At 40.9% G+C, this 25565-nt stretch carries 22 protein-coding genes; 9 read left to right on the top strand and 13 right to left on the bottom strand.

Annotated elements, in window-relative coordinates; all coding sequences use genetic code 11:
* Window positions 1-7: 7 nt before the first annotated feature.
* From ABXG83_RS13120 to secA, 9 genes are all read right to left on the bottom strand, one after another.
* On the bottom strand, window positions 8-493 hold the full coding sequence (locus ABXG83_RS13120; RefSeq protein ID WP_353549321.1) for a thioesterase: 486 nt from the start codon (window positions 491-493) through the stop codon (window positions 8-10).
* A 65-nt stretch (window positions 494-558) separates the two neighbouring features.
* A complete protein-coding gene (locus tag ABXG83_RS13115) occupies window positions 559-1296 on the bottom strand; it encodes an ABC transporter permease (protein WP_178887688.1) in 738 nt (245 codons plus the stop codon).
* A gap of 65 nt (window positions 1297-1361) precedes the next feature.
* The gene (locus ABXG83_RS13110; RefSeq protein WP_353549320.1) at window positions 1362-3704 is read right to left on the bottom strand and encodes an NADP-dependent malic enzyme; all 2343 of its coding nucleotides are present in this window, start codon (window positions 3702-3704) and stop codon (window positions 1362-1364) included.
* 54 nt (window positions 3705-3758) lie between these two features.
* The gene (locus ABXG83_RS13105) at window positions 3759-4037 is read right to left on the bottom strand and encodes an ORF6N domain-containing protein (RefSeq protein WP_353550767.1); all 279 of its coding nucleotides are present in this window, start codon (window positions 4035-4037) and stop codon (window positions 3759-3761) included.
* Between the two features lie 139 nt (window positions 4038-4176).
* Window positions 4177-5355: a M20 family metallopeptidase gene (locus ABXG83_RS13100; protein ID WP_353549319.1), complete on the bottom strand. Its 1179-nt coding sequence runs from the start codon at window positions 5353-5355 to the stop codon at window positions 4177-4179.
* Window positions 5356-5369: 14 nt separating this feature from the next.
* On the bottom strand, window positions 5370-5795 hold the full coding sequence (locus ABXG83_RS13095) for an SPOR domain-containing protein (protein ID WP_353549318.1): 426 nt from the start codon (window positions 5793-5795) through the stop codon (window positions 5370-5372).
* An 89-nt stretch (window positions 5796-5884) separates the two neighbouring features.
* Window positions 5885-6556: a deoxyribose-phosphate aldolase gene (deoC, locus tag ABXG83_RS13090; RefSeq protein ID WP_353549317.1), complete on the bottom strand. Its 672-nt coding sequence runs from the start codon at window positions 6554-6556 to the stop codon at window positions 5885-5887.
* A complete protein-coding gene (locus ABXG83_RS13085; protein ID WP_353549316.1) occupies window positions 6531-6878 on the bottom strand; it encodes a hypothetical protein in 348 nt (115 codons plus the stop codon). The genes deoC and ABXG83_RS13085 overlap by 26 nt, the downstream gene beginning before the upstream one ends.
* Before the next feature lie 233 nt (window positions 6879-7111).
* Entirely contained in the window at window positions 7112-10417 is a 3306-nt protein-coding gene (gene secA / locus ABXG83_RS13080) for a preprotein translocase subunit SecA (RefSeq protein ID WP_353549315.1), read from the bottom strand.
* Between the two features lie 174 nt (window positions 10418-10591).
* Between secA and ABXG83_RS13075 the strand changes: the two genes are divergently transcribed.
* The 8 genes from ABXG83_RS13075 (at window position 10592) to ABXG83_RS13040 (ending at window position 19402) form a co-directional block, all read left to right on the top strand.
* Window positions 10592-11188, top strand: coding sequence for a hypothetical protein (locus ABXG83_RS13075; protein WP_353549314.1), 597 nt, complete (start codon window positions 10592-10594; stop codon window positions 11186-11188).
* Between the two features lie 142 nt (window positions 11189-11330).
* Entirely contained in the window at window positions 11331-12212 is an 882-nt protein-coding gene (gene atpG, locus ABXG83_RS13070) for an ATP synthase F1 subunit gamma (protein WP_353549313.1), read from the top strand.
* A gap of 111 nt (window positions 12213-12323) precedes the next feature.
* A complete protein-coding gene (gene scpB, locus ABXG83_RS13065) occupies window positions 12324-13121 on the top strand; it encodes an SMC-Scp complex subunit ScpB (protein WP_353549312.1) in 798 nt (265 codons plus the stop codon).
* 49 nt (window positions 13122-13170) lie between these two features.
* On the top strand, window positions 13171-14385 hold the full coding sequence (lysA, locus tag ABXG83_RS13060) for a diaminopimelate decarboxylase (protein WP_353549311.1): 1215 nt from the start codon (window positions 13171-13173) through the stop codon (window positions 14383-14385).
* A gap of 24 nt (window positions 14386-14409) precedes the next feature.
* On the top strand, window positions 14410-15201 hold the full coding sequence (locus tag ABXG83_RS13055; protein ID WP_353549310.1) for an ATP-binding cassette domain-containing protein: 792 nt from the start codon (window positions 14410-14412) through the stop codon (window positions 15199-15201).
* Window positions 15198-15719, top strand: a complete 522-nt coding sequence (locus tag ABXG83_RS13050; RefSeq protein ID WP_353549309.1) for a redoxin domain-containing protein — start codon at window positions 15198-15200, stop codon at window positions 15717-15719. The genes ABXG83_RS13055 and ABXG83_RS13050 overlap by 4 nt, the downstream gene beginning before the upstream one ends.
* A gap of 134 nt (window positions 15720-15853) precedes the next feature.
* Window positions 15854-16783: a malate dehydrogenase gene (mdh, locus tag ABXG83_RS13045; protein ID WP_322195024.1), complete on the top strand. Its 930-nt coding sequence runs from the start codon at window positions 15854-15856 to the stop codon at window positions 16781-16783.
* A gap of 189 nt (window positions 16784-16972) precedes the next feature.
* Window positions 16973-19402 (top strand): TonB-dependent receptor, encoded by a 2430-nt coding sequence (locus ABXG83_RS13040; RefSeq protein ID WP_353549308.1) that lies wholly within the window; start codon window positions 16973-16975, stop codon window positions 19400-19402.
* Between the two features lie 51 nt (window positions 19403-19453).
* On the opposite strand, the gene ABXG83_RS13035 is transcribed toward ABXG83_RS13040, so the two are convergent.
* From ABXG83_RS13035 to ABXG83_RS13020, 4 genes are all read right to left on the bottom strand, one after another.
* Complete coding sequence (locus tag ABXG83_RS13035) at window positions 19454-20467, bottom strand: glycosyltransferase family 9 protein (RefSeq protein WP_353549307.1); 1014 nt, start codon at window positions 20465-20467, stop codon at window positions 19454-19456.
* 103 nt (window positions 20468-20570) lie between these two features.
* On the bottom strand, window positions 20571-21803 hold the full coding sequence (locus ABXG83_RS13030) for an MFS transporter (RefSeq protein WP_353549306.1): 1233 nt from the start codon (window positions 21801-21803) through the stop codon (window positions 20571-20573).
* Window positions 21804-21874: 71 nt separating this feature from the next.
* Complete coding sequence (locus tag ABXG83_RS13025; protein ID WP_353549305.1) at window positions 21875-22561, bottom strand: VTT domain-containing protein; 687 nt, start codon at window positions 22559-22561, stop codon at window positions 21875-21877.
* A gap of 15 nt (window positions 22562-22576) precedes the next feature.
* Window positions 22577-23836: a dicarboxylate/amino acid:cation symporter gene (locus ABXG83_RS13020; RefSeq protein ID WP_353549304.1), complete on the bottom strand. Its 1260-nt coding sequence runs from the start codon at window positions 23834-23836 to the stop codon at window positions 22577-22579.
* A gap of 152 nt (window positions 23837-23988) precedes the next feature.
* Here ABXG83_RS13020 and ABXG83_RS13015 point away from each other — a divergent pair, with 152 nt between their 5' ends.
* Window positions 23989-25488 (top strand): amino acid permease, encoded by a 1500-nt coding sequence (locus ABXG83_RS13015; protein ID WP_353549303.1) that lies wholly within the window; start codon window positions 23989-23991, stop codon window positions 25486-25488.
* Window positions 25489-25565: the final 77 nt, after the last annotated feature.

Raw genomic sequence — 25565 nt, 5'->3', positions numbered from 1 at the left:
AAGCTGATCAATGTTTTGCTTTGAATGTCCATGTCACCCAAAAATTGGCAACAACTTCCTGTTCTTCATTGGTACCTACTGAGTGACAAACAACCGTTTGCCCTTCTCCTGTTTGTATTGCTTTCTCTACTGCTTCTTCGATCATTTTACCATCCTTACAAATGAAGCTGATAAAGCCGGTTGCTTTTTTTGTAAAATTTCCTTCAACCTTTAATACCAGCATACTCACTGATGGCTTTCGTTGATAGATTTGTGCAAAACCTAAAATACCAGTACTCATTTCAGCCGCCATCGATTGCACAGCAAAATACATGGAACGAAAAGGGTTTTGTGAAAACCAGCTATAACGAACTCCGATAACTGCCTCGTTCGCATCAAAAGAACGGATCTTTAATCCGGAGAAAAATGCAGAAGGAAGTTTTTGTAATAGAAAGAACCGAAACTTCCAACGATTGGATATCTGTTTCCTAAAAATGTCAAAAGATGGATTCATACGACGGCTACTTGTTCTATAAATGTAACAAGAGACGTCCGAATGATCTTAAAAAAATTAACCGCTTACAAAAGAAGGGATGCAAGCAGATAATCTGCACAAAGAATCAAAATACAGCTTACGACCACTGCGCTCGTACTGGCACGACCGATTTCCAGTGCCCCGCCTTTTACATTGTAACCATAATATGCAGAGATACTACTCACAATAAAGGCAAATGTGTAAGACTTGTACAAAGCAAAATTGATGTTATATAAGTTCAGATTTTGTCTTAATCCAATATCAAAAATGTCTGGTGCTAAAATACCGGTAAGATTTCCTGCTGTTCTTCCTCCCCAAATACCCAGTACTGCTGAAATAGTGATCAAACATGGAATCACCAATAAAGAGCCTAATATCTTAGGCATCACGAGATAACTTTTTGTATTGATACCCATGATCTCTAATGCATCGATCTGTTCACTGATACGCATGTTTCCAAGTTCACTGGCTATCTTACTACCTACTACGCCTGCCAATACAATACTTACAACTGTTGGCGACAATTCAAGTATCATACTATCTCTTACGATCTGTGCAATCGTTGCCTGTGGCACCAATGGACTCACCAATTGATACGCAGTCTGAACCGTGGTTACAGCTCCCAGAAATAATGAAATAATGACAACGATGGGTAATGCTCCCAGTCCAATTTCCACACACTGATGCATGAACTCTTTCCAATACATACGCCAGTTCTCAGGCTTGGTAAACATGCCTTTTAACATGAGCAGGTAAGAACCTAAGTGGGTGAAGAATGACATGGTATGATTTTTTGCTTGCTGTTATTTAGACCATAGTCCATGGACCATGGTCTATGGTCTGTAGTCTATCTCTTCCTCTTCTTCAATCTCTTCCACCAACTGCTTCGCTGAACGACATCATTGGTGTCCATTCTGCATTTCAGTTGCGCGTCTACTACGGCTACTAAAGCCATATTAATGATGCTTCGAACGGTGCTGCCTAATTGTAATACATGTACAGGTTTTTTCAAGCCTAACAAGATCGGACCAATTGCATCAGCACCACCTACTTCTTTCAATAAATTATATGCCACATTACCCGCTGTTAAGTTGGGGAACATGAGCACATTGACGTCTTCATCTACCAGTTCGCTGAAAGGATAATTATCTCTTAAGATCTCTTTATTGAAAGCCATACTTCCCTGCATCTCACCATCCACAACTAAGGAAGGATTGCGTTGTTTTAAAATTCTGGTGGCATCTGCTACCAATTTAGCTTCGCCTGAGTCACTGCTTCCGAAATTACTGTAACTCAACATAGCGATACGTGGTGTCAGGTTGAAGTTGCGCACTTCTTTGGCTACCATCATCGTAATATCAGCGAGCTCTTCTGCAGTAGGATTGAAATTCACAGTGGTATCTGCCAGGAATAAAGGTCCTTTCTTGGTGAGCAACAAATACATTCCCGCGATCTTCTTCACACCCTCTTCCGTACCAATGATCTGTAATGCCGGACGAATGGCTTCTGCGTAATTTTTTGTAAGTCCTGATAACATTGCATCTGCATCGCCTGTCTCTACCATCATACAACCAAAATGATTGCGATCTTTCATGATCTTGATGCTTTCATAATGATTGAAGCCTTTTCGCTGTCTCTTTTTAAAGAATAACTCACCATAGAATTCACGCTTAGATTCCATTTCATCGCTACGTGGATCAATGATCGGCAGATCGGTGATATCAATATTATGCTCTTCAGCGATACGATTGATCTTGACAGGGTCACCCAATAAGATCGGATAAGCAACGCCCTCATCATAAATAATGCTGGCGGCCTTTAATATTTTTTGATTATCGGCTTCCGCAAATACCAATCGCTTAGGATCACGACGTGCTTTGTTACCGATGACACGGATCAACTGATTATCCAAACCTAAACGCTTGTTCAACTCCAACACATAAGCATCCCAATTCTGGATCTTCTTCTGCGCTACACCACTTTCCACCGCAGCTTTTGCTACAGCAGGTGCTACGGTTGATAATAGTCTCGGATCAAGTGGCTTGGGTATGATGTATTCAGGACCAAAAGACATATTGGTCTGGTTATAAGCCATGTTCACGATATCCGGAACAGGTGTTTTGGCCAGTTCCGCCAAAGCCTTTACTGCTGCCAGTTTCATGGCTTCATTGATCTGCCTCGCACGAACATCCAATGCTCCTCTGAAGATATATGGGAACCCCAAAACATTATTGACCTGATTTGGATAATCCGTTCTGCCGGTTGCCATGATGATGTCTTTACGAACAGCAATTGCATCTTCATAACTGATCTCCGGATCAGGATTGGCCATCGCAAAAACGATCGGGTTTTTTGCCATGCTTTTTACCATGTCCTGTGTTACTACATTACCCACACTCAATCCTAAAAATACATCTGCATCTTTCATCGCTTTTTCCAGCGTAATATCAGAACGTTTGACTGCAAATTTTCTTCGTGTAGCATCCAGGTCTGTTCTTCCTTCATGAAGCACTCCATCCTTGTCAAACAGAATAAAATTTTCATAGCGTGCCCCCAAAGCCACATACAATTGTGTACAAGCCATAGCAGCAGCACCGGCACCATTCACGACAAATCGAACTTTCTCAATTCTTTTTTTCTGTAACTCCAATGCATTCAAAAGTGCAGCACCGCTAATGATCGCTGTTCCGTGCTGATCATCATGCATCACAGGAATATTCATCTGCTGCTTGAGCTGCTGTTCAATATAAAAACATTCAGGAGCTTTGATATCTTCCAGATTGATCCCTCCAAATGTGGGTTCAAGTGCTTTAACGATCTGTACAAATTTTTCCGGGTCTTTTTCATTGATCTCAATATCAAACACATCGATATCTGCGAAAATTTTGAACAATACACCTTTCCCCTCCATCACAGGCTTACTCGCTTCTGGACCAATATCTCCCAATCCCAATACAGCTGTTCCATTACTGATCACCGCAACAAGATTTCCTTTTGCGGTATACTTATACACTTCTTCTATATTGTTATGAATCTCTTTGCAGGGTTCTGCTACTCCCGGACTATACGCCAATGAGAGATCTCTTTGTGTTTTGGCTTCTTTGGTGGGGATCACTTCAATTTTTCCCGGTCTACCACTAGAATGGTATTCAAGTGCTTGTTCCTTCCGCAGATCTGTATTTTTAGCCATATTATTTTTTTTCGTTACCAGCAACACATCGCTATTCAACTGCTGTTGTGTCACTCACTTCAGGTTCCGGTTCCCTGGCCGGACCATTTGGGGGATTGGGGTGCAAAATACAATATAAATAAAATCCGACGGGTATTTACTATGATTTCCCTTACCATTTTCTAAGGACGCAAATTGTGTCCTTAGAAAATGGTATTCCTGCTGTGTTAACTCAAACATGAAATCAGTAGGGAATCGTTCAATATTACGTCTGCCAGATTTTTTCAAATACTTTGTTTGCACTGCATATAATAAAGCCAGATCAAAATCAAGAATTACCTTCTGCGCTCGCAGTGTGTAAATTTTATGCTGGATATGTATAACGTTCCAATCAAAAAAAAATTTGCTAAACCATCCTTACATGACTTACAAAATATGATTGGCTTTGTAAGCACGTATGAATTACTGTAAAACCTTTGTATTTACCGCAGAACTAGCCGACAGTCGCTCCCAACCAAGCCATATTGCCCATGCCAATTTCTATGGCACGCTCATCTATATCAAACAATGGTGTGTGTACATTATGAACAATCCCTTTTGCTTCATTACGTACACCCAATCTGAAAAAGCATCCAGGAATAACCTGAGTATAATAACCAAAATCTTCCGCTCCCATTCTCATCTCAGTTTCCAGTACATTTTCTTTCCCCATGAATACATCAGCTTGTTGCCAAGCTGTTGCTGTGAAAGCTGGATCATTATCCACAGTAGGATATCCGATATCAATATGTAGATCGATCTCACCACCCATTGATTCTACCAATCCCACAGCATTTTTACGAATCAAATCATGTGCTTTGAAACGCCACTCTTCATCCATTGCTCTGAATGTACCCATGAGCTTTACTTCACTAGGTATCACATTGGTTGTATGTCCACCCTGAATGGAGCAAATCGATAAAACAGAAGGAGACAAAGGATTTTTATTTCGCGAAATAATTTGTTGCAGACTTACAATCAAATGGGAAGCGATCAAAACGGTATCAGCAGTTAAGTTGGGAGAAGCTGCATGTCCACCTTTGCCTTTGATGGTCATATAAATTTCATCAGCACTGGCCATCACTCTTCCTTTTCTGAAACTCAGCTTGCCGGTTTCCAATCCCGGATGAACATGTAATCCAATAATACCTTGAGGTGTAGGATTTTGCAATGCCCCATCACGTATCATATAACTGGCTCCCCCGGGATTCTTTTCCTCTCCGGGTTGGAACAAAAGTTTAACAGTGCCTTCCCAGCTATCGCGTAATTCATGTAAGATCTTGGCCGCGCCTAATAAGATGGAAGTATGCACATCATGACCACAGGCATGCATCACTCCGTCATTTTTTGAGCGATAAGGACGATCATTCTCTTCTTGAATAGGCAATGCATCCATATCGGCACGCAAGGCGATCACACGGCTTTCCGGATTTTTTCCTTGTATGACTCCTACTACTCCGGTAGTTGCCATTACAGTGAATGTGATGCCGATCTCTTTCAATTTATTTTGAACAAATGCGGAAGTATTGAATTCCTGATAGCTTAATTCCGGATGTGCATGTAAATGCGAACGAACCGCAATGAATTCCGATGCGTATTGCTGTGCTAATGTTTTTATTTTTTCTTGCAGCATGTAATGGTTAATTATTATTGCAGGAGGTCTTCATCATCGGTTATTGTGTACTCGATGACATCTTCAACTACATATACTCCTTTGGGATAAAAGCGATTCAATGTTTTTCTGAATTGTTCTGCGTCTTCCTTCTTTAAAAAATTACCGATCCGAACTTTGAATAAAGGCGATTGATAAGAAGTGTAGCTTTTCTGATCAGGGAATCGACTCAACAACTCAGTTTTGACTTTAAATGCCTGATCTCTGTTGGTAGTACTGATCACTTGTATGCGATATCCTTTATACTGTCCATTGCTGGTCATCATTGCAGAACGTTTATTGATCTGCGCTTGTTTGGCAGTAAGCAGATCTAAACGCTGATCTTTTCTTACAATGATCGAATCTGATGCCTGTGCGAAATGCATCCATCCCATCCAAAACAAAAACAATACAATACGCATAATGGACGTTTTCAGAAAGTTAGTAAAATTCTTTTGCAAAGATACGAAGCTCTGTTTCTCCGTAAGAAGTTCATGGATCGTTTAACAAATCAATAGTCGCTACCGCCTTTTGCCCCTTGCACAATGGCAACGCTGGCACTGCAACCTAATCTGGTAGCACCCGCGTCGATCAACTGCTGGGCAAACACATGGTCTCTGATGCCGCCCGAAGCTTTGATCTGCACATGTTCTGGTAGATGTAGGCGGAATAATTTTACTGCTTCGATCGTGGCTCCTTTTTCTGCGTACCCCGTGGAAGTTTTCAAGTAATCAATTCCCGCTACCCCATACAATTCACAACATTTAATGATCTCATCATCTGTTAATACCCCGCTTTCTATAATAATCTTTATGATCTTATTTTTACTCTTGATCACAGGCATGATATGATTGATCTCATTCGCGAGATAGACCCAATCTCCATTCTTAATGGCAGAAATATTTACTACCACATCCAACTCATCGGCACCATCCACCATCGCTAAAACGGTTTCTGCAATCTTTGCTTCTACTGCCGAATAACCGAAAGGGAAACCAATGACAGTTGCTACTTTAACAGCAGTACCTTCCAACAGAGATTTGGCTTTTTTAACAAAGTTGGGCGGTACACAGACTGCTGCAAAATCGTATTGCCTTGCTTCAGCACAAAGCTTTTCTATATCAGCTATCAGTGTAGTGGATTTAAGAATGGTGTGATCAATGTACTGATTCAGTGCCAACATATGCTTTTATCGTTTTATAATCTTTTCGTAACAATAATAGTAGCCATACAAAACCCAATCCCGATATAATAGTTACCCACATGGAGAATTTTCGTTTTGCTGCGAAATTCTTCAATTGCCAATGCTCATTCTCTGCATTGATAACTGTTATAAACTGTCTTTCGCCATCCAGAATCACATCATCATATTGTAAACGCATGGCATGTTTGTGTTTGATCTCTTCTTCGAATTCGTTCCACTCAGATGCTCTTAGTTCATTCAGCCTCAGCAATCTGTTCGGCTGATCTTTTAACTGAAAGAAAAAGTCGCGGTGCGGAATCATCCTCCTCCTTTTGCCTCTCGGAAGTTTATATTCAGCAAAACGTGTCTCTGAAATTATACCTGCCAAATAAGGTCTTTGTTCCTGTCGCTGTAATTGTTTTGAATATACTCGGCTAAATACTACGATGAACAAGATGAAAATGAATAGTATCCAGAGGGTAAAATGTCTTTTCCAAAAACGACCTGTCATGCTACAAAACTAAAGAAAAAGCCTCCCGAATAGGAGGCTTTTCTTTATAAGTCTTTACCGTGACAGGCTTTGTATTTCTTACCGCTTCCACACGGACAAGGATCATTGCGTCCTATTTTGGGTCCTGTAACAACGGGCTGCTGCTTAACAGGTGTAGGATCATAATAATCGTTCTCAGTAGGTGGTGCATCCATATCTTCTTTGGTAGTGCTGAGCTTACTCAGATCCGTCTTTTGTTGACGTCCTTCACGCACTTCTTCCCCATCATTCAAAGGAATACCTGCATGACATAAGAACTGAACAATGTTGACATTTACTTCACTGTCCATTTTCTTGAAGATATTGTAAGCTTCCATTTTATAGATCACCAGCGGATCTTTCTGCTCATAGGTTGCTGTTTGTACACTCTGTTTGAGATCATCCATGGCACGCAGATGTTCTTTCCACGCATCATCGATGAGTGCTAGTGTAACGGTTTTCTCTAAAGCATTTACCAACTCAGCGCCATTGCTATTGAGTGTTTTTTCCATGTTCGCCAATACCTGCATGCCTTTTCTTCCATCGGTAAATGGTACGATCACATTTTCAATATGATTGCCTTGCTGTTGACGAATATTTTTAAATACAGGAATGGCTTGTGTCATGATCTCCTGCTTCTTCCTGTCATAGTTCGTAACTGCTTCGAGGTATAACTTTTCGGTCAGTTGCTGTTCAGAGAGTTTAGCTAATTCTTCAGCAGTAATAGATGGATCAATTCCAAAATTCACGATCACTGCCAGTCTGAATCCTTCATGATCATTCTGCTCTTTGAAAGAATTCACCAGATCTTCTGCCACTGCATAAAAAGCATTATCCAGATCCAGTGCAAGTCTATCACCAAACAATGCATGACTTCTCTTCGTATAAACAACTGTTCTTTGTTTATTCATTACATCATCATACTCCAGCAATCGCTTACGAATACCAAAGTTGTTTTCTTCTACTTTTTTCTGAGCACGTTCAATAGATTTGGTGATCATGCTATGCTGGATCACTTCTCCTTCTTTATAACCTGCAAAGTCCATGATCTTGGCAATACGATCGCTACCGAACATACGCATCAGATCATCTTCAAGAGATACAAAGAATTGAGATGACCCCGGATCACCTTGACGACCCGCACGACCTCTCAGCTGTCTGTCTACACGACGAGACTCATGTCGCTCAGTACCCAGAATGGCCAATCCACCTGCTTCTTTCACACCCGGTCCGAGTTTGATATCTGTACCACGACCCGCCATGTTGGTAGCAATGGTAATGGCACCGGCCAATCCTGCTTCAGCAACAACCTGTGCTTCACGGGCATGTTGTTTTGCGTTCAATACATTGTGAGGTATTTGTTTCTGGCGCAACATTCTGCTCAATAACTCACTCACTTCTACGGATGTAGTACCCACTAGTACCGGGCGACCTGCATCACGCAGTTTTACCACTTCTTCAATTACTGCACCAAATTTTTCACGCTTGGTCTTATATACCAGGTCCTGCTCATCTTTTCGAATGGCGGTCACGTTGGTAGGAATAGCTACTACATCGAGTTTATAGATATCCCAAAATTCTGCAGCTTCAGTTTCAGCGGTACCGGTCATACCACCCAACTTATGATACATCCTGAAATAATTCTGGAGTGTAACTGTTGCATAGGTTTGCGTAGCCGCTTCGATCTTCACATTTTCTTTTGCCTCGATAGCCTGATGTAATCCATCCGAATAACGACGACCATCCAGGATACGACCTGTTTGTTCATCAACGATCTTTACAGAGCCATCCATAACAACGTACTCAACATCCTTGTCGAATAAGGTGTACGCTTTTAATAATTGATGAACAGTATGGATACGATCAGCTTTCACAGAGTAATCATTGATCACTTGTTCTTTCTGGTGTAATTTTTCTTCTGCGCTTACCCCTTCATTTTTATCAATGGTGGAAAGTGATACGCTGATATCCGGTAACACAAAGAATTGTGTGTCTTCACCTGCTTTCGTGATCAATTGAATACCCTTATCGGTCAGCTCAACTGAATTGTTTTTTTCATCGATGTAGAAATAGAGTTCTTCATCTGCTTTTGGCATTTCTCTTTGCTGATCTGCGAGATAATAATTCTCTGCTTTCTGCAACTTCACACGCATACCGGGCTCACTCAGGAACTTAATGAGTGCACTATTCTTCGGCAAACCACGATGCGCACGGAATAAAGCCAATCCGCCATCTTTCGGATCATCATTGCCCTCAGCTATTTTCTTTTTTGCCTCATTTAAAAATTGATTCACTGCTTTTTTCTGCGCCTCTACCAATTTTTCGATCCTTGGCTTCAGCTCAAAGAATTGCTGCTCGCCGGTATTATGTCCGATCGGACCTGAAATGATTAAAGGTGTACGAGCATCATCGATCAATACTGAATCGACTTCATCCACCATCGCAAAATGGTGTTTGCGTTGTACCATTTCCTGTGGAGAATGCACCATGTTATCCCGCAGATAATCAAAACCAAATTCATTATTGGTACCATAAGTGATGTCTGCGAGATATGCATTGCGTCTGGATTCTGTACTTGGTTCATGTTTGTCGATACAATCCACTTTCAATCCCAGCCATTCGAAAATAGGACCATTCCATTCACTATCACGACGAGCCAGATAATCGTTCACGGTAACAATATGTACCCCTTCTCCGGCAAGTGCATTCAGATAAGCAGGTAAGGTTGACACCAAGGTTTTACCCTCACCCGTAGCCATCTCAGCGATTTTACCTTGGTGTAAAACACTACCACCAATCAGCTGAACATCATAATGCACCATGTTCCAGGTAACCGTACCGCCCGCTGCTGTCCAGGTATTCTTGAAAATACTTTTATCGCCTTCAATACGGATATGCTCTTTCTTGACACTTAGCTCTCTGTCCAATGCGGTTGCCGTAGACACCATTTCCGGGTTTTCTTTGAAACGTCTTGCTGTTTCTTTTACCACAGCAAAAGCTTCAGGTTGGATCTGAGCCAGTATCTCTTCGATTTTTTTATCTCTTTCCTTCTTCAGTTTATCTACCTGCTGATAAATGGTATCTCTATTATGGATCTCATTTTCAGGCAAGCTTTCTGCTTCCTGTTTTTTATTCGCGATTTCTTTGTCGATATCTGTTAGATAAGACTGAATACGTTGTTTGAACTCTTGTGTCTTATTACGCAGTTCATCATTGGTCAACTGCTGATATTGTTCGTAGAATTGATTTATTTTTTGGATGATGGGCATGATCTGCTGCACATCCTTTTCACTTTTACTACTTCCGAATAATTTTGAAAAAAGTTTCAACATATATAATGCATCTAGTGTATTAGAAAAAAGTTAACAGTCAAAAACGGTGCGCAAAAAGTTTTTGAGCCAATTTGGCATTTTTAACTGAGGCCGCCAAAGGTAAAGAATTTGAACAGAGCAATTGCTCCGCTTATCAAGCGGCGATGATTTATACAAATACTTAACGAATTGAAGATGACCCAACTACGTGTCTTATTGCTGATTCCGGCTTTTTTTTCCGCCGTTATGGCACAATCACAAGGGAATGAACAAGATTCCATTGCCCGTCAGCGCATCAAATTGATAGAAAATAACATGTATGTTTTAGGCGCCTGGGCCAGTGCCAATATTATTCAGGGAACGATCTCGGCCAGTAATACCCAAGGCAGCGAGCAAGCCTTCCATCAAATGAATGCATATTGGAATACGGTCAATTTCGCCATTGCCGGGGTTGGGTTATTGGGCGTTCGAAAACAGATGAAAAAGCAATATGGGTTTAGCGACAATTGGAAAGAACAACAAAAAATAGAAAAGATACTATTGGTGAACAGTGGGTTAGACCTGGCTTATATCGCTACCGGTATGTACCTGAAAGAAAGAGGGATGCGACTAAATAACCCCAGGAATGAGGGGTTTGGGAATAGTTTACTGCTCCAGGGAGCATTTTTGCTCGTTTTTGACCTGATCCAATACGGTCAGCATCATAAAAACACCCGATGGCTGGAAAAAAAGATGGATCACTTACAAATGGGCGTTTCGGCGAATGGATTCGGGCTTAGTTATCGTTTTTAACGGCCACGGATAAGTGGTGCGTAAAAAAGCAAAGTTTTGATGGAATTTCAGGGTGATTCTGCTACTTTTGCAGCCAAATTGAAAACAGGGATCACAGAGCAACCTGAATCCTTGTTTCTTGAAAAATGAAACTTTTCAACCCATGGCAGGTCAGTTAAAAGAAGTACGTAATCGGATTAAGAGTGTTCAGAGTACTCAGCAGATCACAAAAGCAATGAAAATGGTGAGTGCGGCTAAATTACGCCGTGCACAAGATGCCATTACGCAAATGCGTCCTTATGCACAGAAGCTGCAGGAAATGTTGAGCAATATCGTGAGCAATACTGAAGGTGATATGCACATCAAACTGGCAGAAGAAAGAGCCGTTGAAAAAGTATTGTTGATCGTTATCACCAGCGATCGTGGTCTTTGTGGTGGTTACAATGCGAACCTCATTAAACTGGCCAAACAAACCATCGCTGAGAAGTATGCCGCTCAACACCAGAAAGGAAATGTAACCATCTGGAATATCGGTAAAAAAGGATACGAAAGTTTACAAAAAGCAGGCTACAAAGTAGATGCGACCTATAAAGATATTTTCCTGAACCTGAGTTTCGAATCTGTTCAGTCTGCAGCTCAGGCAGCGATGAAAGCTTTTGAAAATAAGGAGTTCGACGCTGTTGAGATCATTTACAGTGAATTCAAGAATGCAGCTACTCAGCGCTTTACTGCTGAGCAGTTCCTGCCAATTCCTAAAGTGAGCAACGGTACGTCTGCTAAAAAATCTGATTTCATCTTCGAACCTGCGAAAGAAGAACTGATTGCTGAACTGATGCCAAAGATCCTGAATACGCAGTTATTCAAAGCGGTATTAGACTGTAATGCCAGTGAACACGGTGCTCGTATGACAGCTATGGATAAAGCCAGTGAAAATGCGAACGAGTTACTGAAGACCCTTAAAATTAGTTACAACAGAGCCCGTCAGGCTGCTATCACTACTGAATTGACCGAGATCGTAAGTGGTGCTGCTGCATTGCAGGGATAAGCTGATTTGAAAATGTGGTAAAGTAAAAGTGTGGCTTTGCACATTTTTATGCTCCATTTATGACAATTCGTTATTTTCAAATTTTCAAATCAGCCCATTTTCAAATTAATCATGGAGATAAGCCAAATCATACCACACATTGAAGTGTTGATCTTTGCCAGTGAGAAACCGCTCACTTCTTTGGATATCGTTGAACTCATCAACAATACATTTGGTTTTCTGGAAGAGCGCGTAACGCTTGACCAAGTGGAAGCTGCGATACAAGGTATCTGTGAAAAATATCAATCTGAGTTTTATCCTTTTGAGGTACGTGAAAGTGGTGGTGGATGGCAATTCCTGACCAAAAAAGATTATCACAAGACCATTGCACAATTGAATGGCGATAAATTCCTCAAGCGCTTATCCAATGCGGCGCTGGAAACACTGGCCATCATTGCTTATAAACAGCCTATCACCAAAGGTGAGATCGAGTCTATCCGTGGTGTAAACAGTGATTACAGCATCCAGAAACTTCTGGAAAAAGAATTGATCCTCATTAGTGGCCGTAATGAACAAATGCCGGGAAAACCACTGGTATACGCTACTTCTAAAAACTTCATGGACTACTTTGGCATCAATTCTCCGGAAGACCTACCAAAGATCAAAGAAGTATTGGCGGAACAGATCGTTGAAGGAACGGTCATCCGTCCGGAAGACTTTACAGATCAGCCTGTAGCTGATGTTGTTGCAGAAGATGCCCCTACTGAAGAGGCGATCATTGATGGCGATACCTCTCTTTTGACCGTTAATGAAGATGGAGAACTCATCATCCAAGGTGAAGAAGAGCCTACCGAAAACAATGAGCCTTCCGATTCAGATAGCGAAGGTTCTACCGATGAAGAAAACCCTTCTGACGAAAATCAACAATAAGATGGAACAGCGGTGACATGAATATCTGCCAGACAAGTATCTTCGCAGTATGTCATCTTTTTTATCCAACGAGCAATTAAGAAATATTGCTGCTGAATACGGTACGCCATTGTATGTGTATAATGCAGATCGTATCACCGAACAATTTCAACAACTAAAGCAGGCTTTTAACAGTGAGAAGGTCAGTTTCTTTTATGCCTGTAAAGCACTGACCAATGTTAGTATTTTGAAACATATCAAGTCTATTGGTTGTAAGGTAGACTGTAGCTCTATTAACGAAGCGAAATTAGCAGTACATGCTGGCTTTCCATCTTCCGATATTTTGTATACCAGTAATGGCATTGCATTTGATGAAATCGAAGAAGCTGTTTCACTGGGTATCAACATCAATATTGATAGCTTATCAAACCTGGAAAAGTTTGGAAAAAAATATGGTCATAATTATCCGGTAGGCATTCGTCTTCGTCCGAATATCATGGCAGGAGGTAACTTAAAGATCTCTACAGGTCATGATACCAGCAAATTTGGGATACCGATCGAACAGTTATCAGATATCGTTCGCATCATGCAACAATATCAAATTCATATTGCCGGATTACATGTACACACGGGGAGTGAGATCAAAGATGTGGCGGTATTCATGAAAGTGACCGATGTGTTTTTTGATCTGGTACCACATTTCCCTGAATTACAATTCCTCGATCTGGGTGGTGGATTCAAAGTGCCTTATCAGGATCAAGAAGAGGGAACTGATATACAAGCACTGGCAAAAGAGATCTTGGCATTTGAAGAGAAAATTGAACAAACCTATCAGCGCTCGTTTCAGGTATGGTTCGAGCCCGGTAAATTTTTGGTAAGCGAAGCAGGATATCTGCTTACATCGGTGAATGTTTTAAAAGAAACCACCGCCACAACTTTTGCGGGTGTGAACAGTGGATTCAATCATTTGATCAGACCGATGTTTTATGAAGCCTACCACCGGATCCGAAACATCAGTAATGAGAAGGGTGAGATAAAAAACTATACCATCACCGGTAATATCTGTGAAACAGACACATTTGCGTGGGAACGTCCGATGCATGAGATCAGAGAAGGAGATCTACTGGTGTTTGATAATGCAGGCGCTTATGGATTTGAAATGGCGAGTAATTTCAATTCGCGATATCGTCCTGCAGAGGTTTTGGTAAAAGAAGGCAAATCCTATCTCATACGCAAAAGAGAAGTTTTTGAGGATTTATTAAGGAATCTAGTAGAGCCATTCTAAAACAAAAGATTAGTTTGCAGTCACATGATCGAGATCAAAAACATAAAGAAGATTTTTGGAGAGCGCACTATCCTTGAAGATATCAGTGCAGTGATGGAAGCTGGAAAGTGTAACCTGATCATCGGTACCAGTGGCAGTGGTAAAACCGTACTCACCAAATGTATGGTTGGATTGTTTCGTCCTGAAATTGGCGAGATCCTTTATGATGGAACAGATATGCTGTTGATGAATAATGATGAAAGAAAATTATTGCGTCAGCAAATTGGCATGCTGTTTCAGGGTACTGCTTTATTCGATTCAATGACCGTTGAGCAGAATGTTTTGTTTCCGCTAGATATGTTTACCAATTGGTCTGTAGCAGAGAAAAAGAAAAGAGTGAACGAGGTGTTGGATCGTGTGAACCTGAAAGATGCCCATAAGCGATATCCTTCCGAGATCAGTGGAGGAATGAAAAAAAGAGTTGGTATCGCCCGTGCGATTGTACTCAACCCTAAATATCTGTTCTGCGATGAACCCAATTCAGGGTTGGATCCACAAACATCTATGGTGATCGATCGTTTGATCAAAGAGATCACAGAGGAATACAATATCACGACCATTGTTGTAACACATGATATGAATAGTGTAATGGAGATTGGTGACCATATTGTTTATTTACATCAGGGAAGAAAACAATGGGAAGGATCTAACAAAGACATCATTTTCAGTAAAGATGAGTTACTCAATAAATTCATCTTTGCATCCGAATTCTTACAAGATGCAAAAGAAATGCGGATGATGGAGGCAAAAGCAGCAAATGGTAAAAACGGTCAATGAAAATAACCATGAAAAAAATTTTCTTTACACTTTTAGTGTCACTGACAGGCTTGATGTCTTATGCGCAAAACTCTTCTGAAGACCAGCCTCCTTTCCTAAAGACAAAAAAATTACCTGAATTCACGATCCTGCAAACCGATAGCACTTGGTTTACCAAGCAAGAGCTGCCTGCTTCCGATTTTACGATCATTGTGTATTTCAGTCCGGATTGTGGTCATTGCCAACATGAAGCCAAAGAAATGATGGCTGTGATGGACAGCCTGAAAAATAGTTTTATTCTTTGGGTGAGTTATCGTGAAATGGCAGATATCAAAGGCTTTGCGCAGGAGTATGGTTTTTTTAACCATAAAAACCTCAAAGTGGGTCGAGACCCGAATTATGGTATTCCTTCTTTTTTTCAGGTAAAATATACTCCCTATGTAGCTGTGTATGATAAAAAAGGCAACTACATAAAAGCTTATGAAGGAGGTGTGGAAATGCCTGAGTTATTAGGCCTTCTTAAAGAGTATAAGCAATAAAAAGGGCTGACAGGAAAAGTTTGTTAAACTGCTATCCACAGTGGTGTCAAAAAGCCTGAAACGTCGTCAACAAACGACTGCCAACCCTTACCTTTGCAGCGGAAAAAATTCCTCACTTTAAATAATCATTGTTTATGAAAGTAACCGTAGTAGGTGCCGGAGCCGTAGGAGCTACTTGTGCCGACAATATTGCACGCGCCGCATTGGCCGAAGAATTGGTATTACTGGATATTAAAGAAGGTCTGGCCGAAGGTAAGGCACAAGACATGATGCAAACCGCTGCTTTGCTGGGTTTTGACACCCGTATTACCGGCAGCACCAATGATTATTCAAAGACTGCTGGTTCAGATGTAGTTGTGATCACTTCAGGTTTGCCTCGCAAACCGGGTATGACACGTGAAGAACTGATCGGTACCAATGCCGGTATCGTAAAAGGTGTGTGTGAAAACATCCTGAAGTATTCCCCTAATGCCATCATCATCGTGATCAGTAATCCGATGGATACTATGACATATCTGGCATTACAATCTACAGGTTTACCTAAAAACAGAATCATCGGTATGGGTGGTACATTGGATAGCGCCCGTTTCAAATATCAATTGAGTCAGCACCTGGGTTGCAGTCCTGCTGATCTTAATGCAGTAGTAGTAGGTGGGCATGGTGATACCACTATGATTCCATTGATCCGTTTGGCTACTTGGAATAGTGCACCTGTTACTAATTTCCTAACAGAAGAACAGCAAAAGCAAATCGTGGCGGATACCATGGTTGGTGGTGCTACGTTAACCAAACTGATCGGTACTTCTGCATGGTATGCACCGGGAGCAGCTGGAGCAGCACTGGTAGAAAGCATTCTGCGTGATGAAAAGAAATTGTTTACCTGCTGCGTAAGTCTGGAAGGTGAATACGGACAAAAAGATATCTGTTTAGGTGTTCCTGTGGTGATCGGTAAGAATGGTTGGGAAAAGATCATCGACTTTAAATTGAATGAAGAAGAACAAGCTTTATTCAACAAGAGTGCTGAAGCAGTGAGAAGCATGAATGATGTGTTGAAGACTTTATAAGCTGCTGTTCATCCTTTTATTGAACCGTTTGTACATACATCCCTGTCTGTAAAAAACAGACAGGGATTTTTTTATCTCGACCTGCGACCGCTTGTCATGCCTTTGTCACTGCTCATCCCGAAACAACCCACTCAGCTGTAACATTCTTAAGTGCTTTGCGTCTGATTGAGCAACCTAAACAACAATAAAATGAGAAGGATTTTAACTGCGGCTGTGATCGGATTGAGTTCATTATTGAACACCGCTATCGCGCAAACCAGCAGTACTATTAAAGGAAAGATCAGTGATAACAGTGGCAAAGCATTACAGTCCGTTACTGTATCCTTACTAAAGTCTACAGACAGTTCCCTCGTAAAAGCAGATGTTACAGATGCCAATGGTGCATTTGAAATGGTATATGGCAAAGAAGGAAAATACTTGCTGAGTTATGTAATGATCGGTTTTGAAAGAACATATTCTCCTGTATTTGAAGTAAAAAACGGTCAAGGATTTGATGCAGGCAGTATCACATTACAACCCGCAGCTACTAAACTGCAGGATGTAACAGTTACTTCCCGTAAGCCAATGATCGAAATCAAGGCAGATAAAACTGTTTTCAATGTTGAGAATAGCATCAATGCTACCGGTAGTAATGCATTGGAATTATTACAAAAAAGTCCGGGTATCCAAGTAGATAATAATGAGAATATTTCCATGAAAGGAAAGACCGGTGTACGTATTTATGTTGATGGAAAGATGACCCAGTTAGGTAGTCAGGACCTAGCTGCTTATTTAAAAAGCATCAACAGCAATGATGTTGAAGCAATTGAAATGATCAGTAATCCGAGTGCTCGTTATGATGCGAGTGGTAATGCCGGTATCATCAATATTCGTTTAAAGAAGAATAAAAGATATGGCACCAACGGTTCTGTAAATATGGGATTGGTACAAGGTGTTACGCCGAAAGGTAATGGCTCTGTTAGCTTGAACTATCGCGATAAAAAAGTGAACTTGTTCAGCAATGTTGGAATCAATATCGGTCGCTATGAGAATACCTTAGATCTGTATCGTGTACAAAGAGACTCTGTTTATGATCAGAAAAGTACAAACTGGAGTAACAATAAGAGTGTGAATGCGAAATTGGGTGCCGATCTGTTTCTTAACAGTAAGAATACTTTAGGCTTTCTCGTTACCACCAACTTTAGTGATAATGACTGGACCAGTGAAAGTAATACCAACATCTCTTATAATCCGACCAAGCAGTTTGTAAAAAAACTGGTGGCTTTGAATACCATTCCCGGTAGCAGAACGAATATGAATTCCAATATCAACTATCGTTATGCTGATACCAGTGGTAAAGAGATCAACTTTGATGCTGACTATGGTTTATTCCGTGGTACCGGCAGAAGCTATCAACCTAACAATTACCTTGACAACACAGGTAATATGTTATCACAAGTGATCAACCGTAACTATACTCCTACCGATATTGATATCTATACTGCTAAAGTGGACGTAGATCAACCAAAATGGAAAGGTAAATTAGGATATGGTGCTAAGTTCTCTTATGTAAAGACAAAAAATACATTTGATTTCTTCAATGACATCAATGGAGTTCCAGTAAAAATCTTAAGCAGAAGTAACAGCTTTACTTATAATGAAAATGTGAATGCTGCTTATGTAAACTATCAGCGTCAGTTCAGTCCAAAATGGAGTTTACAAACAGGTTTACGTATGGAACAAACCAATAGCGAAGGTGTGTTGACCAGAGCTGATGGTGTGATTCAAGCTGATAACACTGTTAAACGCAGCTATCTGGATTTCTTCCCAAGTGCAGCGTTAACCTGGACTGTTGACCAGAAGAACACCTTGAATTTAACCTTTAGCCGTCGTATCGATCGTCCGACTTATCAGGATCTGAATCCATTTGAGAACAAATTAGATGAGTTGACCTACGAAAAAGGAAATGCGTTCTTACGTCCGCAGTATACCAATACGATTGAATTATCGCATACTTTCAAATACATGTTGAACACCACGATTGGTTATAGCCATGTCAAAGATTTTGCGACACAAACAACCGACACTACCAATAATGCCACTTATGTACAACAAAGAAACCTGGCAACACAACGTATCCTGAGTTTCAGTATCGGTTCTCCTTTACCGATTGCAAAGTGGTGGAATGGTTATGCAAATGTTTGGTACAACTATCAGATGTTTAAAGGAAAGATCGGCGCCAATGAGGTGAAAACTGAAATCCCAATGTTTGGAGCTTATATGCAACATACATTCACTTTAGGCAAAGGATACAATGCAGAGTTGAGTGGTTGGTTCAGTGGTCCGAATGTTTGGGGTGCAACCTGGAGAACAAAATCATTGGGTGGATTGGATCTTGGATTCCAAAAACAGATCTTGAAAAAACAAGGCACATTAAAACTTAGTGTAACGGATATCTTCTTTACCAATCCATGGACTGCTACCAGTAATTTTGGTGGATTGTTCATCAATGGACGTGGTCAGAATGAAAGTCGTACTGTACGCTTGGCATTCTCCTGGAGATTTGGTAACAACCAAGTAAAAGCTGCACGTCAACGTCAGACCGGATTGGAAAGTGAAGCAAAACGTATCAAAGGATAATAGTTGGTTTTGGTAATAAAGAAAGGGCTCCGAAATTTCGGGGCTCTTTTTTTATGCCATAGATGTGAGATATTGACCCGCAGTAGCAACGATCAAATTAATATCCTGATCCTGCATACATTTAAAATGTGCTCTCGGACAAGTCTTTGTTCCATAATTAGAACAAGGCTGACAAGCCAAGCCTTTTACGATGAAGTTATGATAAGCAGGTTTGTTGTGCTGTAGTAATTGTTCTGTACCATAATAAGGCTCTACATCCAATGCAGGTGAAGTACCTCCCCAAATAGCAAGTACAGATTTGTTGAGTGCACAAGCAATGTATTGCATACCGGTATCATGCGATATCACCAATTTGGATTGACGAATGATATCTGCCGATTCATGTAAACTGAATTTGCCACAAGCATTGTAAATCTTAACAGGATCAATTTTTGCGATCTCCTCTCCTTCTTGCTTATCTTCTTTTCCACCCACGAGTATAATGGGGTACTGCAATTTGGCGCAAAGCTCCCTTAGTTTATAAACTGGCAGTTTCTTGGTATAATAACTCGCGCCTATAACAATGGCTACAAAACCCGCACTATGCGATAAAGGAAGATCCTCAGCTTTTACCCTCACCGTTGCAGGAATAAAATAGTCCATTCCCTTCCCATCATTTTGAACACCAAGTGGTGCTAATGTATCCAAACAACGATCCACAATATGTCGGCCTGCCATTTTATTGATGTGCAGTCTTGTGAGTAATACTTTTTCAATGACCTCTTTATTGTAAGACAATACCGGAACTTTCAGTGCTTTTTTTATGCGCCAGGTTCTGAAATTTTTGTGAAGGTCGATGATGTAATCGTATTGCTCTGCTTTTAAAGCCTGGATCAAGCTATCGAGATCACTAGAGAAATAATAAAACTTATCGATATAAGGATTGGCTTCAGTAACTGCTTTCATCGATTGCTTGGACAAAAAATGTACTTCAGCGTCGGGTACTTGTAATTTCAAACAACGGATGGCCGGTGTTGTCAATACAATATCTCCGATAGAAGAAAAACGAATGACCAAGAATTTCATAGCTGCAAGATAAGAAGTATAGATATCACCTCTGTGAAACGCTGTACATACTCTGAGTAACACATTTATTCACCACAGAAGCAATAAATTACACGGAATACTATTATTCTTCAACGTAGTTGAGATCTTTATGAAAGGTCTCTTCGGTAAAGTAGTAAGCAATCAGTGTGATCGTCATTACAACAATACCTGTGATGATACCGCTGTACACCAAACTCCATCCCCATGATTTCTGAAAAAGATCCAAGAACATCATGTTGATCAATGGTAAAGCACCTCTCACCATATTAGGAATCGTAGTAGCTGCTGTTCCACGTAAATTGGTGCCGAATTGTTCAGCCCCCATCGTTACAAAAATGGCCCAGAAGCCCGTACTAAAACCTAGCAATGTACAGATAGCATACATGCTTGTATCCGATCGATTGTAATCACTAAAAAATAAAACCAACCCAACGATCGTGAGCATATAATAGATCAGCAACGCTTTTTTCCTGCTTTTGAAATACTGACTTACCAATCCAACCAACATATCACCGATCGCTATCGCTGCATAAGCAAACATGATGGATCTTCCAGAGTCAATGGTAGTACTTCCAAACATGGTATTCCCAAAACGATCACTTTGATTGACCAATATACCGATCACATACCATGTAGGTAAGCCGATCAGAATTGCGAAAACATATTTTTTGAGTCGTTTACCATTATTGATCAGCATGAAGAAATTGCCACGTACCACTTTTTGTTCTTTCGCTTCTCTGAACATGCCTGATTCGGCCACACTTACGCGTAGTAATAATAGTGCGATCCCTAATCCGCCCCCGATCTTATAACACAAACGCCAATCATCAGTGAACTGATAGGTGAAGTATGCTGCTACGGCGCCGCTTAATCCGATACCGGCTACCAGTGATGTACCTACACCTCTTTTATGCTTAGGCAACAATTCACTCACCAATGTAATACCCGCACCTAACTCACCTGCAAGACCTAGTCCACCAACAAATCTACAAGCCGCATACTGGTTTACTGTTTGAACAAACCCTGTAGCAAAATTCGCCAAAGAGTATAAAATGATCGATCCGAATAATACGCTGAGTCTTCCTTTTTTGTCTGCCAGCATCCCCCAAATGATCCCTCCAAGTAACAATCCGGTCATCTGCCAGTTGATCACACGTGTACTGTCTACCAGCATGGTAGCATCTGTTGCTCCAACACCCAGCATACTGGGTTTTTTGACAATGGTAAATAGTAAGAGATCGTAGATATCAACAAAATAACCTAGTGCAGCAACAATAACGGGCAAGGAAAGAACACCGTATTTTTTTTCGGTCATGACAAGCAGTTTGGAAAGTGAATGATCTATTCTTGGTATTAGATACCTTGAAAGAGATATCAATTATTTTGTTACGCTTCTTTGTTATCCTTCTTTTTTCCTGCAAACAGTTTAATGAATACCGGTGCGGTTGTGACCAGCACAATACCCAATACAATTACCTCCAGATGATCTTTCAGATCAAAACCAAATTGATTCAATATCCATTTTTGCAGAAAATGTCCCGCAAACAACATACTGAATACCCATGCCAAGCATCCGATAATATTAAAGAACACAAATTTCTTTTTATCCATCTGAACGATACCTGCCACAATCGGTGCGAAGGTTCTTACAATAGGAATAAAACGAGCAACAATGATGGCACCACCACCATGTTTCTCATAAAACTCATGTGCTTGTTCGAGGTATTTTCTTTTGAAGAGTATATTTTCTTTCCAGTTATACATGGCCGGACCAACTTTTCGTCCAAACCAATACCCGACTGTATTTCCGGCGATACCGGCTGCGGAAATAAGTAACATCAATAATAAAAGATCCAGGTATTCATTTCCGGTAGGAATAAATTCATTTGCCAGGTTACTGCTGTAGATACCGGCAACAAACAGAAGACTATCACCCGGTAAAAAGAAGCCTACAAATAAACCGGTTTCTGCAAAAACCACAAATAAAATGAGCCAGAGTCCTCCATGTTCAATGTAAAACTGAGGTTGTAGTAATTGACTCCAGTGAAAATCAGATAATAATATTTGTAACATGGAATGAATCTTAGGTTAAGCAGAAACTGAAATATCGGAAGGCTCATCCAATGCACCTTCCCATTTACTTACCACACTTGTTGCCAATGCATTTCCTACTACATTGGTAGCAGTTCGAAACATGTCACAAAAGTGGTCGATGGGTAAGATAAGTGCAATGCCTTCCGGTGGGATATTGAACATCGCACAAGTAGCAGTTACCACAACCAATGATGCACGTGGCACACCGGCAATCCCTTTACTCGTGAGCATGAGTACAATAAGCATGGTCAATTGTGTTCCCAGATCAAGTTGTATACCATAAGCTTGTGCAATGGCGATACTGGCGAAAGTCATATACATCATACTTCCATCCAGATTGAAAGAATAACCTAATGGAAGAATAAAGGATACGATCTTATCCTTACAGCCAAATCTTTCCAGTTCTTCTGTAAGCTTTGGAAACACTGCTTCACTACTCGTAGTACTAAATGCGATGATGAGTGGCGGAAAAATACGGCGTAAGAGATCGGGCAAACGTTTACCTAAAATGATAAAACCTACCGTTAACAATATTGCCCATAATGCTGCAATACCGATCAGGAAATACAGGAGATATTTGCCGTAAAAAATAAACACATCTAATCCTTTGGTAGCAATAACTGCAGCAATGGCTCCAAATACACCGATGGGTGCAAAGTTCATCACATATCCAACCATTTTCAGGATCACATGCGCAACAGCATCCAATCCTTTTACAACGATCTTGGCTTTTTCTCCCAATGCAGCGGTAGCCACACCAAAAAAGATACTGAATACTACTAACTGTAATATTTCATTGGTGGCCATTGCATCGATCACACTTTTCGGAAACACATGCTCCACAAATTTCTGAATGCTGAATTCTTGTGTCTTACCAACAAGGTCTTGCGCACCCGAGATATCAGCATTGCTAAGGTCAATTCCTTTCCCGGGTTGAAAAATGTTGACCAATAACATCCCTAATAATAAACTCACCAATGAAGCAGAGATAAACCATAATAGTGCTTTACCTCCGACACGACCTACCGTTTTCAAGTCTCCAAGTTTAGCGATCCCCACAACTAATGTTGAAAATACCAATGGGGCAATGATCATCTGTACGAGACGAAGAAAAATGGTTGTAAACAGCTTCAGATTCTTTGAAAAACTCTGAATGGTTTCAGCAGATGCGTTATCATGTACAAAATAGCCAAGAATAACACCGGCGATCATGGCTATGATGATATAGAGTGTAAGCCTATTCGATTTCTTCATTGGGGCTTTGTTAGTGACGCAATATAATACTTCTGGTGAAATGGCCTTTGTGAACGGTGAAATGACTGGTTCATAAAAGTTTTAGGGGATGAAAGCCAGAAATCCCTATTTTGCCAAATCTTTCTAATTCAGAAACTTAACCAAACTGTACTATGAGTTTATTTGTAAAGAAACCATTGGGTCAATTACTGGCCCAGGCCGATGAGGGCGACAAAGGATTAAAACGTACCCTCGGAGCCGGCAATCTAATTGCCTTGGGTATTGGTGCCATTATTGGTGCCGGACTTTTCGTGAGAACTGCTGCTGCTGCCGGACAGGCTGCAGGTCCGGCTGTTACCATTTCATTTATTATTGCTGCGATCGGTTGTGCTTTTGCAGGTCTGTGTTATGCAGAGTTTGCGGCTATGATTCCTATTGCGGGTAGTGCTTATGCTTACAGTTATGTAACCATGGGTGAACTGGTTGCTTGGATCATTGGTTGGGCATTGATCATGGAATATGCATTGGGTGCTGCAACGGTATCTATTGCATGGAGTGAATATTTAAATAAGCTTTTTGATGGAGGTATTCCTTATGAATGGTCGCATAGCCCCTTCGAGAGTTTTACAGACTCTGCTGGGGTATTACATAAAGGAATCATCAATGCTCCTGCATTGATCATCCTCTTATTATTGACTTTATTATTGATTAAAGGAACACAGGAGTCTGCAATGGTGAATGCGGTGATCGTATTCATTAAAGTAGCGATCGTAATTCTCTTTATTGTGTTGGGCTGGCAATATATCCGTCCTGAAAATCATACACCATATATGATCCCCGAAGGCACAGCAGCTGTTACAGACAGTGCCGGAAAAGTGATCGCTGACTATACAGGTGTATTCAAACATGGATGGGGTGGTGTTCTCGGCGGTGCAGCTATTGTATTCTTTGCCTTTATTGGCTTTGATGCAGTTAGTACTGCAGCACAAGAAGCCAAAAATCCAAAACGTGATATGCCGATCGGTATCTTAGGCTCATTGGTCGTTTGTACGATCCTGTATATCCTCTTCGGACACGTATTAACAGGTGTGGCTAACTGGCAGGAGTTCGTTGATCCAGAAAAAGGACGTGAAGCTTCTGTTGCTTATGCGATCTCTACCTATATGGTGAAATACCAGTGGTTATCTACAGCGGTAACCGTTGCGATCCTTGCCGGTTTCTCTTCTGTGATCCTGGTAATGTTGATGGGACAAAGCCGTATTTTCTATACCATGAGTAATGACGGATTGATCCCCAAAGCATTTGGTGTACTTCACCCTAAATTCAAAACGCCTTATAAAGCCAACTGGATATTATTTGTGTTCGTAGGACTGTTTGCAGCTTTTGTACCAGGCCACGTTGCGGGTGATTTGACCAGCTTTGGTACTTTATTCGCCTTTGTACTGGTAAGTGCAGGTGTATGGATCCTACGCGTGAAATCACCAGAGATTGAAAGACCATTCAAAACCCCATTGGTTCCATTGGTGCCGATTTTGGGTGTGATTGTTTGTACTGCGATGATCTTTGCCCTCGATGCACAAACCCTGAAAGTAGCTTTCGGATGGATGGCATTGGGTCTGGTTGTATACTTTGTGTACAGCAGACATCATAGCAAACTCCGTAATGGACAATAAAACAATCTAACTAACTGCTGAAAAAGCCTGCCCGAGTGGCGGGCTTTTTTATGTGCAATACACTTATTTTTGCAACC

Origin of the sequence: Sediminibacterium sp. KACHI17 (assembly GCF_040362915.1) — a bacterium.
Classification (GTDB): domain Bacteria; phylum Bacteroidota; class Bacteroidia; order Chitinophagales; family Chitinophagaceae; genus Sediminibacterium.
The sequence above is the reverse complement of the archived record's forward strand: the minus strand, read 5'-3'. Positions and strand labels throughout refer to the sequence as shown.

What these genes read in the sequence shown, in the direction of transcription:
- ABXG83_RS13040 (WP_353549308.1), top strand. Translation starts at nt 16,973, where the DNA reads ATGAGAAGGATTTTAACTGCGGCTGTGATCGGATTGAGTTCATTATTG.
- ABXG83_RS13115 (WP_178887688.1), bottom strand. Translation starts at nt 1,296, where the DNA reads ATGTCATTCTTCACCCACTTAGGTTCTTACCTGCTCATGTTAAAAGGC.
- ABXG83_RS13025 (WP_353549305.1), bottom strand. Translation starts at nt 22,561, where the DNA reads ATGTTACAAATATTATTATCTGATTTTCACTGGAGTCAATTACTACAA.
- ABXG83_RS13095 (WP_353549318.1), bottom strand. Translation starts at nt 5,795, where the DNA reads ATGCGTATTGTATTGTTTTTGTTTTGGATGGGATGGATGCATTTCGCA.
- lysA (WP_353549311.1), top strand. Translation starts at nt 13,171, where the DNA reads ATGTCATCTTTTTTATCCAACGAGCAATTAAGAAATATTGCTGCTGAA.
- ABXG83_RS13085 (WP_353549316.1), bottom strand. Translation starts at nt 6,878, where the DNA reads ATGATTCCGCACCGCGACTTTTTCTTTCAGTTAAAAGATCAGCCGAAC.
- ABXG83_RS13035 (WP_353549307.1), bottom strand. Translation starts at nt 20,467, where the DNA reads ATGAAATTCTTGGTCATTCGTTTTTCTTCTATCGGAGATATTGTATTG.
- atpG (WP_353549313.1), top strand. Translation starts at nt 11,331, where the DNA reads ATGGCAGGTCAGTTAAAAGAAGTACGTAATCGGATTAAGAGTGTTCAG.
- ABXG83_RS13055 (WP_353549310.1), top strand. Translation starts at nt 14,410, where the DNA reads ATGATCGAGATCAAAAACATAAAGAAGATTTTTGGAGAGCGCACTATC.
- mdh (WP_322195024.1), top strand. Translation starts at nt 15,854, where the DNA reads ATGAAAGTAACCGTAGTAGGTGCCGGAGCCGTAGGAGCTACTTGTGCC.
- ABXG83_RS13050 (WP_353549309.1), top strand. Translation starts at nt 15,198, where the DNA reads ATGAAAATAACCATGAAAAAAATTTTCTTTACACTTTTAGTGTCACTG.
- secA (WP_353549315.1), bottom strand. Translation starts at nt 10,417, where the DNA reads ATGTTGAAACTTTTTTCAAAATTATTCGGAAGTAGTAAAAGTGAAAAG.
- ABXG83_RS13110 (WP_353549320.1), bottom strand. Translation starts at nt 3,704, where the DNA reads ATGGCTAAAAATACAGATCTGCGGAAGGAACAAGCACTTGAATACCAT.
- deoC (WP_353549317.1), bottom strand. Translation starts at nt 6,556, where the DNA reads ATGTTGGCACTGAATCAGTACATTGATCACACCATTCTTAAATCCACT.
- ABXG83_RS13120 (WP_353549321.1), bottom strand. Translation starts at nt 493, where the DNA reads ATGAATCCATCTTTTGACATTTTTAGGAAACAGATATCCAATCGTTGG.
- ABXG83_RS13075 (WP_353549314.1), top strand. Translation starts at nt 10,592, where the DNA reads ATGACCCAACTACGTGTCTTATTGCTGATTCCGGCTTTTTTTTCCGCC.
- scpB (WP_353549312.1), top strand. Translation starts at nt 12,324, where the DNA reads ATGGAGATAAGCCAAATCATACCACACATTGAAGTGTTGATCTTTGCC.
- ABXG83_RS13030 (WP_353549306.1), bottom strand. Translation starts at nt 21,803, where the DNA reads ATGACCGAAAAAAAATACGGTGTTCTTTCCTTGCCCGTTATTGTTGCT.
- ABXG83_RS13020 (WP_353549304.1), bottom strand. Translation starts at nt 23,836, where the DNA reads ATGAAGAAATCGAATAGGCTTACACTCTATATCATCATAGCCATGATC.
- ABXG83_RS13015 (WP_353549303.1), top strand. Translation starts at nt 23,989, where the DNA reads ATGAGTTTATTTGTAAAGAAACCATTGGGTCAATTACTGGCCCAGGCC.
- ABXG83_RS13100 (WP_353549319.1), bottom strand. Translation starts at nt 5,355, where the DNA reads ATGCTGCAAGAAAAAATAAAAACATTAGCACAGCAATACGCATCGGAA.